The organism is Massilimicrobiota sp. mt181, assembly GCF_055420065.1.
Map to the genome: position 1 here is coordinate 16,666 of NZ_JBVAYN010000020.1, position 16,921 is coordinate 33,586.

The window sequence follows — 16,921 nt, forward strand, 5'->3', positions numbered from 1 at the left end:
CAGCTGTCTATTAAAATGATATCGAGGAGGAAGGATATGAATATTGAAGATTTAGAGAAACGTTATTATATTGAATCAAGTGATATTCAGAAACTAGAAAGCTTGCATTTGTTGGATGGCGTTCGTACTGTTGGCAATATGAAAACCTATCAGGATCAGGATGTTCGTGATATTATGGAAATGCTGCATCTTTTAAATTTAGGACTTGATGATCAGGAACTGGTTGCATATTACACACATTCTAAGAATCGTCTTCCAATTTTGAAGAAAGTTAGAACAACTATTCTTGAACATTTACATACTTATCAAAAACATTTGGATTATATTGATTATTTGATTTATAACATTCAAAAACATAATAATGGTGAATAGGAGGTTACAATGAAAAAGATTTTATTGATTTTAATAGCAATTATTCTTGTCGGATGTCAATCAACACCAAGTGAAAATATGAATACCATAACAAACCAGGCATCATCAGAAACACAAGAACAAAGTGGAAAAGACAATGGGAAAGTTTTAGTAGCTTACTTCTCAAGAGTTGGAAATACGGATTTTCCGGAAAATACCGATACATCTTCATCGGCAAGTGTAATTGTAGAAGATCAACAGTTAGTGGGAAATACAGAATATTTAGCTAATTTGATTGTTGAACAGACAGGTGGAGATAAGTTTTTAATTCAGACGCAAACACCATATACTGCCGATTATGATGCCTTGGTTGATGAACAGCAAGGAGCACGTGTCCAAAATTTACGACCAGCATTAGCTTCGCATGTGGAAAACTTTGAAGACTATGATGTCATCTATTTAGGTTTCCCAAACTGGTGGGGTGGGATGCCAATGCCTTTATATACCTTTTTAGAAGAATATGATTTCTCTCATAAAACCATTATTCCTTTTAATACATCTGGTGGTTCAGGTTTTTCTAATACTATAGAGGATATTCAAGAGTTATGCCCACAGGCGACAGTCTTAGATGGTTTGACAATCAATGGTTCTCAAGTACAAGACGCTGAGGATGATGTTGTTTCATGGATTCAGGAAGCACAAGAGTAAGATATGGATGAAAATCTATATCTTTTTTTATTCGTTTTTAGTATATGATTTATGTGAATTTCTTGTTTTTTATTGAAATCAATGGCATAATAAAAAATAATAGGAAGGATGAGTCAAATGTTGCAGCAGGAAAGACATAATCAGATTCTTGCCAAGTTGAATTTAGAAGGGCAAGTGAGAGTGAAGGATTTAAGTCAAGATTTTCATGTCACTGAAGATTGTATTCGAAAAGATTTAACCATTCTAGAAAAAGCACATAAATTAAAAAGAATTCATGGTGGAGCAACTCAAATTCGTACGAATTTGCATACTATTAATGTTAATGAACGTAAGGGTGTACGTGTCGAGGAGAAGAAAAGGATTGCGCAAAAAGCGATTGAATTCATTAAACCAGGAACAACAGTGTTTTTAGGTGTATCAACAGTGACATTGGAAATTGCCAAATTGATTTATCAACGTAATTTAAATATTACGGTTGTCACAAATATGATTGATATCATGAATATATTTACTCAGGATTGTGTAACACAAATCTTCTTTTTAGGTGGTGCGCTTAATAATGCTAAAGATGGCTTTATTGGTTCATTTACGATTGATCAGATTAAGAAGTTTAAATTTGATTTGGCATTTATTGGTGTTGTTGGTATTGATATTCATGAAGGGAAAGTGACGACATATCATGTTGATGATGGTATTACGAAAAAAGAAGTGATTCATTCAAGTAAATCATGTTATATGGTGGCTGAATTAGAGAAATTTCATTTAGATGGGAATTTTGTCTTTGCTGATATTGGTGATTTTACAGGATATATTGGCGAAAGTATGCCTGATGAGGAAACTTGTAAAAAGTTAAAAGATTTTGGTTTAGAAGTCATTTAGAAAATGATTTCTTTTTTTATTGAAAATTATTAAAATTTATTGAAAATAATTGTTTTGTTATTGAAATTAATAGAAAACAATGTATAATAAGAATTGCAATAAGAAGAAACAATAAAAATCAATAAAGGAGGGACAAAGATGGATAATCTTATTCAAACAGAAAGAATTCAGATTTTAAAAGATAAAATGTTAAGTGCTCCTCGATATGCTTCTATTGAGCAGGCACGCATTATTACACGTGTTTATCAGGAAAATGAAGATTTATCTGTTCCTAAAAAAAGAGCTCTTTCATTAAAAGCGTCATTAGAACAGCTGGAAATTGGTGTAGAGCCAGAAGAGTTGATTGTAGGGAATCGTACAAAAGGTGTACGATATGGTGTTGTTTTTCCAGAAAGTGGTTGCTCATGGGTCAATCAGGAGTTTGAAACATTACCAACCAGACCTCAAGATAAGTTCTTAGTCAGGGATGAAGATATTCAGGAATTTAGAGAAAGTATTTATCCTTACTGGAATGGTCGTTCTATGGAAGATGTTATTAAACAAAAGTATGGAAAAGAAATCAATGCTATCGCAAAAGTTGTCAAAATTAATCAAAAGGATCATGCGCAGGGACATATCTGTCCTGATTCAGCGTTATGGTTAAAGTTAGGACCACGTGGTCTCATGGAAGAGGCACAACAAAAACTAAAAACATGTGATGACAGTCAGAAGGAGTTTTATGAATGTGCCATCATTGTTTTAGAAGGTGCATGTCATTTTATGATGAGATATTATCATTATATTATGGATATGTTAGATGAAGTGGATGATGAATATAAAGAATCTTTAAAGGGTGTGGCTATGATTTGTCAAAATCTTTCACAAAGACCACCTGAAACATTCCATGAAGCTGTTCAATCTCTTTGGTTTCTGTTTGTGATTTTACATATGGAATCGAATGCATCCTCTTTTTCACCAGGAAGAATGGATCAATATATGTATCCTTATTATCAAAAAGATGTAGAGTCAGGAAAGATTTCACAACAGGATGCCTTAGAAATCTTAGAATGTCTTTGGCTTAAATTTAATCAGATTGTTTATTTGAGAAATCAAAATAGTGCTAAATATTTTGCTGGTTTTCCAATTGGTTTTAACATCGCAATAGGTGGTGTTGATGAACAGGGACATAATACTTATAATGAATTATCTTTATTGATTTTAAGAGCACAATATCATTTGGGATTACCTCAACCTAATCTATCAGTGCGTTTAAATAAAAATTCTTCTCATGAATTGATGCAGGAAGCTATCAAGGTTGTAGCGAGAGGAAGTGGTATGCCACAGTTCTTCAATGATGAGGCCATTATCAATACGATGATTGAAGATTTAGGTATCGAAGAAAAAGATGCCAGAAATTATGCCATTGTAGGTTGTGTGGAATTGACAACTCATGGTAATAATTTGGGTTGGTCAGATGCAGCTATGTTTAATTTGAATAAGGCTTTGGAATTAACGCTTAATAATGGAAGATGTTTATTAACAAATGAACAGATAGGTCTAGATTTAGGGAATATGGAAACCTATGAAACATTTGAAGATTTAGAAAAGGCATTTCAAAAACAGATTGATTATTTTATTGAAAAAATGATGAAAGCTGAAGAAGTTGTTGAAAAAGCACATCAGGATTGTTTACCAACTGCCTTTTTATCAACTGTGATTGATGATTGTTTAGAAAAAGGATTAGATGTCACTAAAGGTGGCGCAAAATATAATTTATCTGGTATCCAAATGATTCAAGTTGCTAATCTGGCTGATTCATTAGCGGCTATTAAAGAGCTGATTTATGATGAAAAAATGATTTCTAAACATGAATTATTAGAATCATTAAAAGCTGATTTTCAAGGCCATGAAATTACACAAACCATGTTATTAAATAAAGCGCCTAAATATGGAAATGATGTGCAATGGGTTGATGATCTGGGTGCTAAATGGGCAGGATATTTTAGAGAACGCATGAAGGATTATACAAATTATCGAGGTGGTCCTTATCATACAGGTATGTATACAGTGTCTGCACATGTTCCTATGGGAGAAAATGTAGGTGCATCACCTGATGGCAGAAATGCTTTGCAGCCACTTGCTGATGGAGGTATGTCACCAGTGTATGGAAGAGATATGGCTGGACCTACAGCTGTCTTAAAGTCAGTTTCACGAATGAAGAATTCTTTTACAACAAATGGTGGATTATTGAATATGAAATTTTTACCGGAATTCTTTAAGACAGAAACAGGAATGCTGAAGTTTGAAAACTTTTTAAGAGCATTTGTTGATTTGGAAGTTCCCCATATTCAATTTAATGTTGTCAGACGAGAAGATTTATTAGATGCGAAAGTTCATCCTGAGCAGCATCGTTCTTTAACGATTCGTGTAGCAGGATATACAGCTTATTTTGTTGAGCTGGCTGGTAAATTACAGGATGAAATTATTGAGAGAACAGCCTATGAAGACATCTAAGGCTTTGGTTTTTGATATTAAGAGGTTTGCTGTTCATGATGGACATGGATTGAGAACAACTGTCTTTTTAAAAGGATGTCCATTAAGATGTCGTTGGTGTCAGAATCCTGAAGGGTTATCCCCAAAAAGAAAACCTGTCTATTTTCAAAATAGTTGTATTCATTGTCGAAGATGTGAACAGTTTGCCCAAAAGAATCAGATGAAATATGACAATGATCGTCCTTATTTGAATCCTCAATATCAGGGAGATTTTGATAATCTGATAAGAGCCTGTCCAAGTGGTGCCATTCGCTATGACAGTGAAGAATACGATATTGAAACCTTGTTGAAAAAAATTCAAGAAGATCAGGTTTTCTTTAGAGATGATGGTGGAGTAACTTTCTCGGGAGGAGAACCTTTGATGCACGGTGAATTTCTTTTTGAAATATTAAAAAGATGTCAGGAAGTCGGAATTCATACAGCTATTGAAACAACTATGTATGCCTCACTAGATTTGATTAAAAAGATTTTACCTTATTTAGATTTGATTTATATAGATTTAAAAGTTTTTGATGAAATAAAACATCAAGAATATACAGGGGTTTCATCAAAAATCATTAAAGAACATATTGCCTATGTTTTAAAAAGTGAACATAAACATAAGGTGATTATTAGAACACCATTGATTCCGACCATGACCGCTACTGAGGAAAACATCATATCTATTTGTCAGTTTTTAGTTGATATTGATCCTGAAGTTCAATATGAATTGTTAAATTATAATCCGTTGGCTTCAGCAAAATATGATCTAGTCGAATTTGAATATGGTGTGGATAAACAATATAAAATGTTTAACCAACAACAGATGCAACATTTTTACGATATTGTCAAAGCTGCTGGTTTAAAAAATTTAATTATAGAATAAAGGAGAAGAACAATGGAATTTATTATTGATACAGTGAATTTAGAAGAGATTCAAGAAGCAGTAGAGTATATGCCAATAGTTGGAGTGACAAGCAATCCATCAATTGTTAAGGCAACAAGCCCGGCTCATTTCTTTGATCATATGCGCGCAATCAGAAAGATTATTGGAAAGGAAAGAAGCCTTCATATTCAGGTGATTGCTAAAGATTGTGATGGGATGGTTAAGGAAGCACATCGTATCTTAAAAGAAATCGATGAAGATGTTTATATCAAAGTGCCTGTTTCTTATGAAGGTGTCAAAGCCATCAAGATCTTAAAAGCAGAAGGACATCATGTCACAGCGACAGCTGTCTATGATTTGATGCAAGCATATATGGCATTGGCAGCAGGAGCGGACTATATTGCGCCATATGTCAATAGAATAGGAAATCTAGGAGCCGATCCAATGGAACTGATCAACGAGCTTTCCAATAGAATCATCATGGATGGATATGAATGCAAGATTCTTGCAGCCTCATTTAAAGGTGTACAGCAGGTTAGAGATGCCTTCAATAATGGAGCACAATCTATCACAGCACCAGTAGCAGTCTTAAAGCAAGTCTTTAAGAATCCAAATATAGAAAAAGCAGTCGATGATTTTAATAGTGATTGGTATTCTATTTATGGAGAGAATCAAGGAATCTGTGATTTATAAGCGTCAAAATGCCTTTTGAGCTGAAATAATTCAGTTTGGAAGGCTTTTTTCGTGGAGAAAATCTATCTACTTATAAAAAATATTTTCAATAATAAAAATTTTTTGTATAATAGAGGGCGTGAGATGAAAAGGAGGGAGAAAAATGTCGAAACCATTAATACTACAAACAGACTTTGGTTTGGCAGATGGGGCTGTCAGTGCAATGTATGGAGTTGCATTTAGTGTTGATGAAAATTTGAAAATCTTTGATTTGACGCATGATATTCAACCATATGATGTTTGGGAAGCTTCTTATCGCTTGATTCAAACAGTCAGTTATTGGAAAGCAGGAAGTGTTTTTGTTTCTGTTGTGGATCCAGGAGTTGGTTCTTCTAGAAGAAGTGTTGCTGTGAAAATAAAAGATGGTCAATATGTCATTACACCGGATAATGGAACTTTAACACATCTTAAGATGATTGTCGGTATTGAGGAAGCGAGAGAAATTGATGAAACAAAGAACAGGTTGCCAAACTCTGGCGAAAGTTATACTTTCCATGGACGTGATATTTATGCTTACACTTCTGCAAGATTGGCTTCAGGAATCATTTCATTTGAAGAGATTGGACCAGAGATAGATGTAGAATCTATTGTTGAATTAACAACTATTGCACCAACATTTGATCATGATATTGTAAGGGGAACAATTGATGTATTGGATGTGCGCTTTGGTAGTTTATGGACAAATATTCCTCGTGAAATGTTTAAGCAGCTTAATGTATCTTTTGGAGATCGTGTAGAAATCTGTATTGAACATGCGCATCGTATTGTTTATAAGAATATTCTTGTCTATGCAAGAAGCTTTGCTGATGTGTCTACTGGAGAAACATTATTATATGCCAATAGCTTAGATCGTATGGCAGTAGCGATTAATCAGGGAAGTTTTGCGAAAGCTTATAATATTGGAACAGGTATCCATTGGGAAATAAGCATTCGTCGTGCACCAAAGATTATCTATGAGTAATAATCTAGGGAATAATGTATAAATTTGTTGACAAAGAAAAGATAAAGATTTAACATTTGTTATGTCTTAATAGGAAAAAATAAGAGAGGGGTGTGTCTTATGAATAAAAAGACAACATTACAGAAATTTATTGGTGTTTGGAATACCAAAACAATTGTAGGAGTTGCGATAGGGGCAGCTTTATTTGGTGTATTAATGAACTTTGGTTCTATTAGAATTTTCACAAATACAAGTTTAACAACGGCGATGATTGTTCCAGTCATTGTTGGTGGATTATTTGGACCTGTACCAGCTGCTGTTGCTGCTGGTGTTGGTAATGTGATTGCTGATTTAATTAGTGGATCTGGATTCTGGTTTGACTGGTCAATTGGAAATGCTGTTTTAGGATTATTTATTGGAGCTCTTCCATTATATGGTGCTTATATTGAAGATGGTATTTTTGAAATCAAACATATGGTGATTTATGCTATCCTTTGCATTGTTGGATGTGCAATCAGTTTTGGTCTTGTGACACCAGTATTTACATATTTATGGTATGGTGGAGAATTAACGATTACTTTATACCAATCAGTTGTAGGATCAATTTCAAATATTATTGTTTTATTAGTAATTGGTATACCTGTTTTAAAAGTTTTAGCTAGTAGAAATTCTCGCGGTCAAAATTTAAAAGCTGAATAATGAAAAAACCTGTCATTGAATTTAAAGACTTTAGTTTTCGTTATAAATCACAAACTAAAGAAACTTTAAAGAATATTAATCTGACGATTTATGAAGGGGAAAAAGTGTTGCTGCTGGGACCATCTGGTTGTGGGAAATCAACACTTGCCCATTGTATCAATGGATTGATTCCATTTTCATATGATGGGGAGATAAAAGGATCTTGTAAAATTGCTAGTTTGGAGGTTGTTCAATCTAGCATTTTTCAGTTAAGTAGTCAAGTTGGAACTGTTTTACAGGATTCGGATGCACAATTCGTTGGATTATCTGTTGGTGAAGATATTGCATATGCACTGGAAAATGATAATATGCCGCGAGAAGAAATGATTCCACGTGTATATGAGTCAGCCAAAATGGTAGACATGCATGAATTTTTAAATCATGTTCCCTATGATTTAAGTGGCGGGCAAAAACAGCGTGTGGCTTTAGCCGGTATTATGCATGATGATGTTAAGATATTGTTATTTGATGAACCTTTAGCTGCCTTGGATCCCATGATGGGGAATGATGCGATTGATTTGATTGATCGTATTTATAGAGAACAAAAGAAAACAGTCGTTATTATTGAACATCGTTTAGAAGATGTTTTATATCGACATGTAGACCGTGTTATCTTAATGCAGGATGGACAGATCATCGCTGATATGACACCTGATGAATTATTGTTGAGTCATTTGTTAAAAGATAATGGTATTCGAGAACCACTATATATTACAGCATTAAAAAATGCTGGATGTCAGTTGCAACCTGGTCATATTAGTAATGTTTATGATATTGATCTTGAACCATATCGTCAGCAATTGATAGAAGATTTTCAACAGACGCTACCTTCTCAACCTCAACAACAACAGGAAGTTGTTATTGAAGTTAAAGATTTATCTTTTGGCTATAATGCACATCAAAATGTTCTGGAACATGTATCTTTTGATATTCATAAAGGAGAAAAAATCGCCATTATTGGAAAAAATGGTGCAGGAAAAAGTACCATTGCTAAATTGCTTTGTGGAATTTTAAGACCAACACATGGGCAGATTCTTTTAAAAGGTCAGGATTATATGCAATATTCAATCAAAGAAATAGGTGAAATGATTGGATATGTCATGCAAAATCCTAATCAGATGATTGTTAAAGATATGATTAAAGATGAAGTTGCTTTAGGATTAACGCTTCATGGTTATTCAAAGCAGGAAATTGATGAGAATGTTGAAGAAGCATTGAAGATGTGTCATCTCTATTCTATGAGAAACTGGCCTGTTTCAGCATTAAGCTATGGACAAAAGAAACGTGTGACCATTGCTTCTATTTTAGCGATGAAACCTGATGTGATGATTTTAGATGAACCAACTGCTGGACAGGACTATCGTGTTTATACTGAAATTATGACATTCTTAGATCAGTTAAATAAAGAATATGGTATTACTATCTTATTCATTACCCATGATATGCATTTAGCAATTGAATATACAGATAGAGCAATTGTCTTTAGTGAAGGTACATGTATTGGTGATGATAGTGTCTTTAAAATATTAAGTAATGAAGATATCATTCAAAGAGCTCATTTAAAAGAGACCTCTTTATTCACTTTAGCAAAACGTATTGGTCTTCCTTGTGATGAATTTACTGAACATTTTATTGAGCATGAAAGGATGAACCGTCATGAATAATTTTATTATTAATCTGATACCTGGTGAAACTTTTTTGCATAAGTTATCAGGTACAACAAAAGTTCGTTTATTCTTTGTATTGATTGTCTATTTGATTATGTCTTTTGATTTAAGACTTATTGTACCTGTTTTGATTTTAGGTATTATAGGACTTATCTCATTAAAACCGAAATTAAAATCAGTGCGTTATATTATTATTTTTGTGGTGGTTATGAATCTGATCAATATTATTTTGTATTACTTAGCCAATCCACATTTAGGTATGCTTTATTTTGGTCATGAAACAATCTGGTTTCAATTCACAGATCATTATATAGTGACATATGAAGAAGTCTGGTTTTTGTTATCAAGATTTTTAAAAATGATTGCATCATTTCTAATTTCTTTAGATTTTATTTTAGCTATTACACCAAGTGAATTTGCAGCCGGTTTATATTCATGCAAAGTGCCTTATAAAATTTGTACAATTGTTGAGATGGCTTTTCGTTATATCCCTGATATAGCAAGAGATTATCAGAATATTAAAGTATCTATGCAGGCGCGTGGTGTTGAACTTGATCCTAAGAAAACAGGATTAATCAAAAGAATTAAACAGAATATATTAATTTTAATTCCTTTAGTCATTACTTCCTTTGATCGTATTGGGAATATTTCTAATGCTATGGATTTAAGAGGATTTGGTAAAGGAAAGAAACGTAGTTATTACTCAGAACATGAAGAAACACCAAATGATAGAAAAGTGAAAGTGGTTTATATTTTATTAGGTATATTTGTCGTGGCTTATATCATTGGAAGAGTATTTTTTAATGTATCTGAAGTATGGTATCCATTTTAATAGGGAGGAAAAGAATGAAACCATGTATTGTATGGCAAACTGATTTCAGTTTGGATTGGCCTTTTGTTGCAACAATGAAAGGTGTTTGTAAACAAGTTGATGCTTCATTAGAATGTATTGATAGTACGCATACGATTGAAAAGTTCAATGTTTTAGAGGCAAGTCAACAATTGAATTATGTAGAACCCTTCTGGCCTCAAGGAACAATTTTTGTGTCTGTGGTTGATCCAGGTGTAGGGACACCTCGAAAAGCCAGTGTGGCTTTATTAAAAGATGGGAATTATGTTGTTACACCAGATAATGGAACATTAACACATATGTATTATAATGTAGGGATTGAAGAAATCAGAGAGATTGATGAAACAAAGAATCGTTATCAGGGAACTGAAAGTGTATCTGTTTTCCATGGTCGAGATTTATTTGCATATACAGCCGCAAAACTTGCCAGTGGACAAATCACATTTGAAGAAGTAGGAGAAAGTTATCCTGTTGATGATATTGTTTTATTGGATTATGAATATTTAAAAGCGGATGTCAAAAATGAAGATATTCATGGTATCGTTTCTAATGTTTCTGATCCTTTTGGAAGTATTGTCTTTAATGTTTTAACTGAAGACTTTAATCGTGTTGGTTATCATGAAGGTGATATGATTCATATTGTTTTAGAAAATGAACAAGGTGTTTATTTTGATGAAAATGTTCTTTATGCTCAATCTTTTGGATTTGTAGATATTGGTCAACCTGTTATCTTTAATTCTTCATCTGATTATATTTCAATAGGACTAAATCAAGGAAGCTTTAAAGATGTTTATCAGGTGAAAGCTGGACTTTCATGGAAGGTACAGTTCCACAAAGCTGATTAACATAAGAATAAATTTCAAAGCTACATTCTCAGATTTTTAAAGGAATGTGGCTTTCTTATTTTTAGGAAAATATTTCATTATGATCTTTCTAAGGGGTAATAATGTTTGTCAAAATGTTTTGACACAGTAAAATAAGAGGATGTCAAAGATGTTAGATAGACTTTGAAGTCTCAATTGATTATCATGAAGTTGTCAAGGAGGGAATTGAATGCAAATAGGAAATCAAATGAAAAAATATCGTGACCAATTCCATTTATCACAGGAACAGCTAGCTGAAAAAATTTATGTATCACGACAGACAATATCCAATTGGGAAACAAATAAGAGTTATCCAGATATTCATAGTTTGGTTTTACTGAGTCAGATTTTCAATGTCTCTATTGATCAATTAGTGAAAGGAGATTTAGAAATGATGAAATATCAAATTAAAAAAGAAGAAATCAATAAGTTTAATAAAGATGGAGCAATTTATGGAGTTTTATTGATTGTATCTGTTCTATCACTTGTTCCATTATGGGCTTATTTACAGGTTGTAGGTATCTTTGTTTGGATACTGATTTATGGAGTAGCTATATATTATGCACTTCAATTAGAAAAGCAAAAGAAAAAATATGATATTCATACCTATAAAGAAATCTTAGCATTTACAGAAGGACAGACATTGGATGAAATTCAAAAAACCAGGAAATAGGGAAAAGACATTATCAAACATTTTTGTTAGTAGTGGGTGTTGGGGTAGCATCATTTTTTATCACTTATATGATTGCATGTCTTTTGCAAATTTAAAAAGACCAAAAGGTCTTTTTTGTTATAGGTTTTAATTTTCATGAATATAAATTTGACTAACATCAAACTTATCAATAAGAGATAATACATTCTTAGAATTTGTTATAAGTCTTATACCATAACATGAATTGTTATTTAACGCATCATTATATAATTCATCAATTATATCTGGTTGAATATCATTAGGCATAACTGCATCAGGCATCAGTTCTAAAAAATTGGGATGATCTTTGAGAAGTTTAAGTTTTGAGATATAAGATTGCTTTAATTTTTGAGCATCATAAATCTCTTCATCAACGAGTGATAAGTTTGGATATGCCTGATTGGCTTCTTCAGTGACAGGTGTTGTATATGTTTCTTTTAACAGTGTTAATCCAAGTGGATGCATATTTCCTCTATCAACATTATCAATTGCCAGCCAGACAAACTGTGTATTATCACAATTCTTCATAAAAGCTGTGATATCCTCAAATGAAACATAATCAGCAAAGCTGATTGAAACATCAACATCATAATCCATTTTTTGAAGAGTTTGGTAGCTTTCACTTTGATGAATATTTGTAGGTATGGTTAATTCAGGTATCACAAATTCATTAAAATCACGCGATAAAACACCTTCTTCTAACTCATCAAATTTTAAGAGATTCTTTTCAATTGTAAAAATCATATTTGGTGAACGTGTATATAATTCTTCTGGCTGACTGACATCTTGCATTGTTGCATACATTTCATAGTTACCATTTCCTAAAGATTGATAGTTTTCAGTATTTTCTGTTCGATCAAAGGATACCATTAAGCCAGAGGTTTCTAATTTTAAATATGTTTCTAATAGATAACTGAATTCTGGATGTTCTATATTTTCAATATTTATAAACTTCTCTTCATTGGCTGGATTATAATATTGATTATCATTTGTTTTTAAAAAGTAAATAGAACATATCAGTACAATAATGACCAGTGCTCCCAATAAATATTTTTTCTTCATAGTATTTTCCCTCACTCATGTTATTTTCTTTAAATTTAATATCTCAATTTTTACTATGACTGTCAAGCTTTTAGATGTTTTATAGGAAATAAAAAAAGAAATTTCAAAAATTACGAATTGGAGTATAATGTTATTATGTGAATGAAAAGGATGTGATAATCTTATGGTATTAATGAAAGGAAGACCGATAGATATAGAGAATAGATTAAAAAAGGAAATCAAGGTTTATGATTTATTAGATTCTCTTTCTATAGAGTATATGCGTATTGATCATGAAAGTGCTATGACAATGGAAGACTGTGTCAAAATTGAAGAGGAATTAGATGCAGCAATATGCAAAAATTTATTTTTAGTCAATTCTAATAAGAGTCAATATTATTTATTGATGTTATTAGGGCATAAAAAGTTTAAAACAAAAGATATATCAAAACAGATTCATAGTTCAAGGTTAAGCTTTGCGAGTGATGATAAAATGCTTGAATATCTTGATATAACGCCTGGCTCAGTAAGTGTCATGGGATTAATCAATGATACGGATTGTCATGTACAACTCATTGTAGATGAGGATATTCTCAAAGGGGAATATATTGGTTTTCATCCTTGTATCAATACAACAAGTATGAAAATAAAGACAAAAGATTTATTTGAGAAAGTCCTGCCTTCTATTAAACATGATTATTATATTATTCAATGTTAAATGATGTTGTGAAAAAATGAGGAAGATAGATTTTTTATTTATCTTTCTCATTTTTCATTTATATAATATCGTCTATGAATATGTGTTATATTGTTAACAACAAGCATGATATTCTTTTTATTTATTTTCTTGAATTTTATTGGCATATTTTTTTGAGTCTTTTTGTTAAAAAAAGGGCAACTGCCATTTTTATAAAATCAGATATAAGAAATGGGATCACACACCACCCTAGAACTGTAGAGAGCTCAATAAATCCAGATTGTTGAGTATAGACAATCATAAACCATGCTGTTCCAAATGCATAACATACAAAAAGACCAGCAATCATAGAAAGAATGAAAACGATTTGATTTCTTCCAAATATTGCTTCTATTCCCCACATAAGTATTGCTGAAAATAAAAAGCCTATAATATAGCCACCTGTTGTTCCAAAAATAATACCAATACCACCGGAAAATCCTGAAAATACAGGAATACCAACAGCTCCTAAAAGAATATAAGTCAATACAGCTAAAGTTCCTCTTTGACCGCCTAAAATACCAATCGCAGTAAAGATGCCCATGGTTTGTAAGGTAAATGGAATAGTTGCAGGAATAGTTATCCATGAACAAATTGATATCATCGCAGCGAATATACCTATATAGACAATATCACTTGTTTTGTTTTTTGAGATTACTTTTGTCATAATTTATACCACCTGTTTTTAATGTTATAGCTATCATAACAGATGCTCATCTAATTGTAAACTATAAATTATATTTTAATTTACAATTAGACGTTATATGATAATGTTATATACCATTCATCAATGATAAAAATCATGTCTCATCGACAATAATATGATAAAACATTGAAAAATTATCATTTTATACATAAATATATTGAAAAGTCATAAAATAAGCTACATAATTTTATTGAAAAGTTTATTATCTTGAAATTTATTTCTATTTAAAATATGGAGGAGAGATATGTTATATAGAAAAATAAGTCAAGTTATTGAAGAACATTTATTATCAGAGAATTCAAAGATATTACTCGTAGATGGAGCACGTCAAGTCGGGAAAACATATATTATTCGTTATGTAGGGAAAAAATTATTTAAAAATTTTATTGAAATTAATATGATTGAAGACTCAATAAGTGATAGATTATATGAAAATGTAAAATCTGTAGAAGACTTTTATTTACAAGTAAGTATGACAGATGGAAACAAAATGGGTCAAAAAGAAGAGACTCTTATATTTATTGATGAAATTCAAGCATATCCACATTTTTTAACATTATTAAAATTTCTGGCACAAGATAATAGATTTACATATATAGCCAGCGGATTACTTGGAGTTATTTTATCTCAAACAACCTCTATTCCTATGGGAAGTATTAAAAGAATTCATATGTATCCTTTGGATTTTGAGGAATTCTTATATGCTAATGGGATGAATCAATTTGTTATTGAATCAATGCAAAATAAATTTAAAAATTTAGAATCATTAGATGAATCAGTGCATCAGAAAATAATGGATTTATTTAAAAAATATTTGTTAGTTGGTGGTTTGCCTGATGCTGTAAATTCATATATAGAAAATAAAAATATTCAAGAGGTACGTCAAATTCAAAATGAAATTCATGAATATTATGCAACAGATGCTTCTAAATATGGCCAAGAAAACAAATTGAAAATACGATGTATATATGACATGATTCCATCAAATATGGAGAACAAAAAGAAACGTATGATTATAAAGGATATAGAGAATAAAAAAGGAAAAACATCCAATGACTATGTTGATGAATTTGAATATTTAATAAGTTCTGGTATTGCTTTGGCTGTACAAGCAATATCTAACCCATCTTTTCCGTTAATAGAATCAATGGGAAAGAATCTGCTCAAGCTTTATTTCAATGATGTTGGTATATTTACAAGTATTCTCTATGGACCTAATATACGAGCAGTATTGGATAATGAAAAAAGTATAAACTTAGGATCAGTTTATGAAAATGTTGTTGCCAGTGAGCTTATTGCTCATGGTTCGAGGTTATATTATTATGACAATCGTTCAAAAGGGGAAGTAGATTTCTTATATGATGATTATGATAGCTTATCTGCTGTTCCTACTGAAGTGCAATCAGGAAAAGATTATACAGTTCATAGTGCTCTTAATAATTTATTGAAAAATGAAAGCTATCATATTCAAAAAGCATATGTTTTATCTAACGAAAGACAAATAAAGGTTAAAGGTAAAATTATTTATCTACCAATATATTTTATAATGTTCTTTTAGAATAAAATAGGGTCATTAGATTATTTATGATTTATTTAATAGATTTGATTCAGGATTATTGTTGAATATCAAATATTTATAAGATTTTAAAAATGAAATTTATGAGGTAAATCAAATGAAGAAAAGTATGAAAATATTTGCAACAAAAGAAGATTTACAAAACATATTTTTAACTTTTCAACAAAATTTTGCAGTATATTATGTTCCTAATTATTCTCAACAGAAAAATATTCTACATTAACTGAAGAAAATTTAGAAAATATTTTTATTGATTTAGGTGGATTGTATAATAATTCTATTCTCTTTCCAACCGAAATTTCAACTATACATTATGAAAATGAATTATCTAATCAACTTTTTAATGACCTTAAAAAGATAGTTTATAAAAACACCACAATAACAAAAAATGGTTATAGTATCTGTTATCATGCCTATCAACAAAGAGAACAATATCGTTTTTGTACCATAAATGCTAAGTCTCCAAGAGAATATGATTTGATTATTGAATAATATGTGTTTTTTAGAAGATGTTAAAGAATTTTTACATAAATTTTTCTTTTTGTAAAAGATGTTTGATAGAAAGATTTATATTATTTTGATAAACTCGTAAGTGAAGGAGAGTGGGGATAATGAGAATAGCCGATCAAATAAAAAGTGCTCGCATACAAAAAGAATATACACAAGAGCAGTCAGCAGAAAATCTTATGGTTTCCAGACAGACTATTTCTAATTGGGAAAATGGAAAATCTTTACCAGATATTGTGAGTATTATTCGAATGAGTGATTTATATGATGTGAGTCTTGATGAATTACTGAAAGGAGATAAAGTATTAATGGAAAAAATAGAAAAAGATGCTATGGCAGTGAAAGCAGAGAAAAAAATCATAAAGTTTGCTTGGATATCTATTGTATTGGGTGTTATTGTGATTATTCTTGGAAATATTTTCGAAGATAATCCAGTTATTGATTTTATAAATGGCGCATTACCCTGGATTCTTCTTGGTTTGATGTTGTTGTTTGCTATGTTATATTTAAATAAAGAAGAAAATAGAAAGGCATAAATT

The 16,921-nt window shown here is 31.3% G+C and carries 18 protein-coding genes; 16 read left to right on the plus strand and 2 right to left on the minus strand.

Features of this window, described 5'->3' with window-relative positions; genetic code table 11:
- Positions 1–36 precede the first annotated feature (36 nt).
- The 12 genes from ACZYT4_RS10770 (at position 37) to ACZYT4_RS10825 (ending at position 11,798) form a co-directional block, all read left to right on the plus strand.
- Positions 37–372 (plus strand): hypothetical protein, encoded by a 336-nt coding sequence (locus ACZYT4_RS10770; protein WP_463785561.1) that lies wholly within the window; start codon positions 37–39, stop codon positions 370–372.
- A 9-nt stretch (positions 373–381) separates the two neighbouring features.
- Positions 382–1,059, plus strand: a complete 678-nt coding sequence (locus ACZYT4_RS10775) for a flavodoxin (RefSeq protein WP_463785564.1) — start codon at positions 382–384, stop codon at positions 1,057–1,059.
- 108 nt (positions 1,060–1,167) lie between these two features.
- Complete coding sequence (locus ACZYT4_RS10780; protein ID WP_463785566.1) at positions 1,168–1,938, plus strand: DeoR/GlpR family DNA-binding transcription regulator; 771 nt, start codon at positions 1,168–1,170, stop codon at positions 1,936–1,938.
- A gap of 138 nt (positions 1,939–2,076) precedes the next feature.
- The gene (locus tag ACZYT4_RS10785; RefSeq protein ID WP_463785567.1) at positions 2,077–4,431 is read left to right on the plus strand and encodes a glycyl radical protein; all 2,355 of its coding nucleotides are present in this window, start codon (positions 2,077–2,079) and stop codon (positions 4,429–4,431) included.
- Positions 4,418–5,335, plus strand: a complete 918-nt coding sequence (locus ACZYT4_RS10790; protein WP_463785569.1) for a glycyl-radical enzyme activating protein — start codon at positions 4,418–4,420, stop codon at positions 5,333–5,335. Before ACZYT4_RS10785 ends, ACZYT4_RS10790 begins: the two co-directional genes overlap by 14 nt.
- A 12-nt stretch (positions 5,336–5,347) precedes the next feature.
- Entirely contained in the window at positions 5,348–6,028 is a 681-nt protein-coding gene (locus ACZYT4_RS10795; protein ID WP_463785572.1) for a fructose-6-phosphate aldolase, read from the plus strand.
- A gap of 142 nt (positions 6,029–6,170) precedes the next feature.
- Positions 6,171–7,028, plus strand: coding sequence for an SAM hydrolase/SAM-dependent halogenase family protein (locus ACZYT4_RS10800; RefSeq protein ID WP_463785574.1), 858 nt, complete (start codon positions 6,171–6,173; stop codon positions 7,026–7,028).
- 99 nt (positions 7,029–7,127) lie between these two features.
- Positions 7,128–7,706, plus strand: a complete 579-nt coding sequence (locus ACZYT4_RS10805) for an ECF-type riboflavin transporter substrate-binding protein (RefSeq protein ID WP_463785576.1) — start codon at positions 7,128–7,130, stop codon at positions 7,704–7,706.
- Positions 7,706–9,409, plus strand: a complete 1,704-nt coding sequence (locus ACZYT4_RS10810; RefSeq protein ID WP_463785579.1) for an ABC transporter ATP-binding protein — start codon at positions 7,706–7,708, stop codon at positions 9,407–9,409. Before ACZYT4_RS10805 ends, ACZYT4_RS10810 begins: the two co-directional genes overlap by 1 nt.
- On the plus strand, positions 9,402–10,244 hold the full coding sequence (locus ACZYT4_RS10815; protein WP_463785582.1) for an energy-coupling factor transporter transmembrane component T family protein: 843 nt from the start codon (positions 9,402–9,404) through the stop codon (positions 10,242–10,244). Before ACZYT4_RS10810 ends, ACZYT4_RS10815 begins: the two co-directional genes overlap by 8 nt.
- A 14-nt stretch (positions 10,245–10,258) precedes the next feature.
- Positions 10,259–11,107, plus strand: coding sequence for an SAM hydrolase/SAM-dependent halogenase family protein (locus ACZYT4_RS10820; protein ID WP_463785584.1), 849 nt, complete (start codon positions 10,259–10,261; stop codon positions 11,105–11,107).
- A 208-nt stretch (positions 11,108–11,315) separates the two neighbouring features.
- Positions 11,316–11,798, plus strand: a complete 483-nt coding sequence (locus tag ACZYT4_RS10825; protein ID WP_463785586.1) for a helix-turn-helix domain-containing protein — start codon at positions 11,316–11,318, stop codon at positions 11,796–11,798.
- 126 nt (positions 11,799–11,924) lie between these two features.
- Here the strand turns inward: ACZYT4_RS10825 and ACZYT4_RS10830 are convergent, their stop codons facing one another.
- On the minus strand, positions 11,925–12,878 hold the full coding sequence (locus ACZYT4_RS10830) for a hypothetical protein (RefSeq protein WP_463785588.1): 954 nt from the start codon (positions 12,876–12,878) through the stop codon (positions 11,925–11,927).
- Positions 12,879–13,041: 163 nt separating this feature from the next.
- Here ACZYT4_RS10830 and ACZYT4_RS10835 point away from each other — a divergent pair, with 163 nt between their 5' ends.
- A complete protein-coding gene (locus ACZYT4_RS10835) occupies positions 13,042–13,575 on the plus strand; it encodes a prolyl-tRNA synthetase associated domain-containing protein (RefSeq protein ID WP_463785590.1) in 534 nt (177 codons plus the stop codon).
- A 136-nt stretch (positions 13,576–13,711) separates the two neighbouring features.
- Here the strand turns inward: ACZYT4_RS10835 and ACZYT4_RS10840 are convergent, their stop codons facing one another.
- A complete protein-coding gene (locus tag ACZYT4_RS10840; protein WP_463785593.1) occupies positions 13,712–14,260 on the minus strand; it encodes a biotin transporter BioY in 549 nt (182 codons plus the stop codon).
- Between the two features lie 283 nt (positions 14,261–14,543).
- On the opposite strand from ACZYT4_RS10840, the gene ACZYT4_RS10845 reads away from it, so the two are divergent.
- The 3 genes from ACZYT4_RS10845 to ACZYT4_RS10855 all read left to right on the plus strand — a co-directional run bounded on the left by ACZYT4_RS10845 (position 14,544) and on the right by ACZYT4_RS10855 (position 16,918).
- Positions 14,544–15,857: an ATP-binding protein gene (locus tag ACZYT4_RS10845; protein WP_087360315.1), complete on the plus strand. Its 1,314-nt coding sequence runs from the start codon at positions 14,544–14,546 to the stop codon at positions 15,855–15,857.
- A 115-nt stretch (positions 15,858–15,972) separates the two neighbouring features.
- Positions 15,973–16,098, plus strand: coding sequence for a hypothetical protein (locus tag ACZYT4_RS10850; RefSeq protein ID WP_275068659.1), 126 nt, complete (start codon positions 15,973–15,975; stop codon positions 16,096–16,098).
- A gap of 388 nt (positions 16,099–16,486) precedes the next feature.
- Positions 16,487–16,918, plus strand: a complete 432-nt coding sequence (locus ACZYT4_RS10855) for a helix-turn-helix transcriptional regulator (RefSeq protein WP_463785597.1) — start codon at positions 16,487–16,489, stop codon at positions 16,916–16,918.
- The last annotated feature ends 3 nt before the right edge of the window (positions 16,919–16,921 follow it).

What these genes read in the sequence shown, in the direction of transcription:
- ACZYT4_RS10840 (WP_463785593.1), bottom strand. Translation starts at nt 14,260, where the DNA reads ATGACAAAAGTAATCTCAAAAAACAAAACAAGTGATATTGTCTATATA.
- ACZYT4_RS10810 (WP_463785579.1), top strand. Translation starts at nt 7,706, where the DNA reads ATGAAAAAACCTGTCATTGAATTTAAAGACTTTAGTTTTCGTTATAAA.
- ACZYT4_RS10820 (WP_463785584.1), top strand. Translation starts at nt 10,259, where the DNA reads ATGAAACCATGTATTGTATGGCAAACTGATTTCAGTTTGGATTGGCCT.
- ACZYT4_RS10795 (WP_463785572.1), top strand. Translation starts at nt 5,348, where the DNA reads ATGGAATTTATTATTGATACAGTGAATTTAGAAGAGATTCAAGAAGCA.
- ACZYT4_RS10790 (WP_463785569.1), top strand. Translation starts at nt 4,418, where the DNA reads ATGAAGACATCTAAGGCTTTGGTTTTTGATATTAAGAGGTTTGCTGTT.
- ACZYT4_RS10850 (WP_275068659.1), top strand. Translation starts at nt 15,973, where the DNA reads ATGAAGAAAAGTATGAAAATATTTGCAACAAAAGAAGATTTACAAAAC.
- ACZYT4_RS10785 (WP_463785567.1), top strand. Translation starts at nt 2,077, where the DNA reads ATGGATAATCTTATTCAAACAGAAAGAATTCAGATTTTAAAAGATAAA.
- ACZYT4_RS10855 (WP_463785597.1), top strand. Translation starts at nt 16,487, where the DNA reads ATGAGAATAGCCGATCAAATAAAAAGTGCTCGCATACAAAAAGAATAT.
- ACZYT4_RS10800 (WP_463785574.1), top strand. Translation starts at nt 6,171, where the DNA reads ATGTCGAAACCATTAATACTACAAACAGACTTTGGTTTGGCAGATGGG.
- ACZYT4_RS10815 (WP_463785582.1), top strand. Translation starts at nt 9,402, where the DNA reads ATGAATAATTTTATTATTAATCTGATACCTGGTGAAACTTTTTTGCAT.
- ACZYT4_RS10770 (WP_463785561.1), top strand. Translation starts at nt 37, where the DNA reads ATGAATATTGAAGATTTAGAGAAACGTTATTATATTGAATCAAGTGAT.
- ACZYT4_RS10845 (WP_087360315.1), top strand. Translation starts at nt 14,544, where the DNA reads ATGTTATATAGAAAAATAAGTCAAGTTATTGAAGAACATTTATTATCA.
- ACZYT4_RS10780 (WP_463785566.1), top strand. Translation starts at nt 1,168, where the DNA reads ATGAGTCAAATGTTGCAGCAGGAAAGACATAATCAGATTCTTGCCAAG.
- ACZYT4_RS10830 (WP_463785588.1), bottom strand. Translation starts at nt 12,878, where the DNA reads ATGAAGAAAAAATATTTATTGGGAGCACTGGTCATTATTGTACTGATA.
- ACZYT4_RS10805 (WP_463785576.1), top strand. Translation starts at nt 7,128, where the DNA reads ATGAATAAAAAGACAACATTACAGAAATTTATTGGTGTTTGGAATACC.
- ACZYT4_RS10825 (WP_463785586.1), top strand. Translation starts at nt 11,316, where the DNA reads ATGCAAATAGGAAATCAAATGAAAAAATATCGTGACCAATTCCATTTA.
- ACZYT4_RS10775 (WP_463785564.1), top strand. Translation starts at nt 382, where the DNA reads ATGAAAAAGATTTTATTGATTTTAATAGCAATTATTCTTGTCGGATGT.
- ACZYT4_RS10835 (WP_463785590.1), top strand. Translation starts at nt 13,042, where the DNA reads ATGGTATTAATGAAAGGAAGACCGATAGATATAGAGAATAGATTAAAA.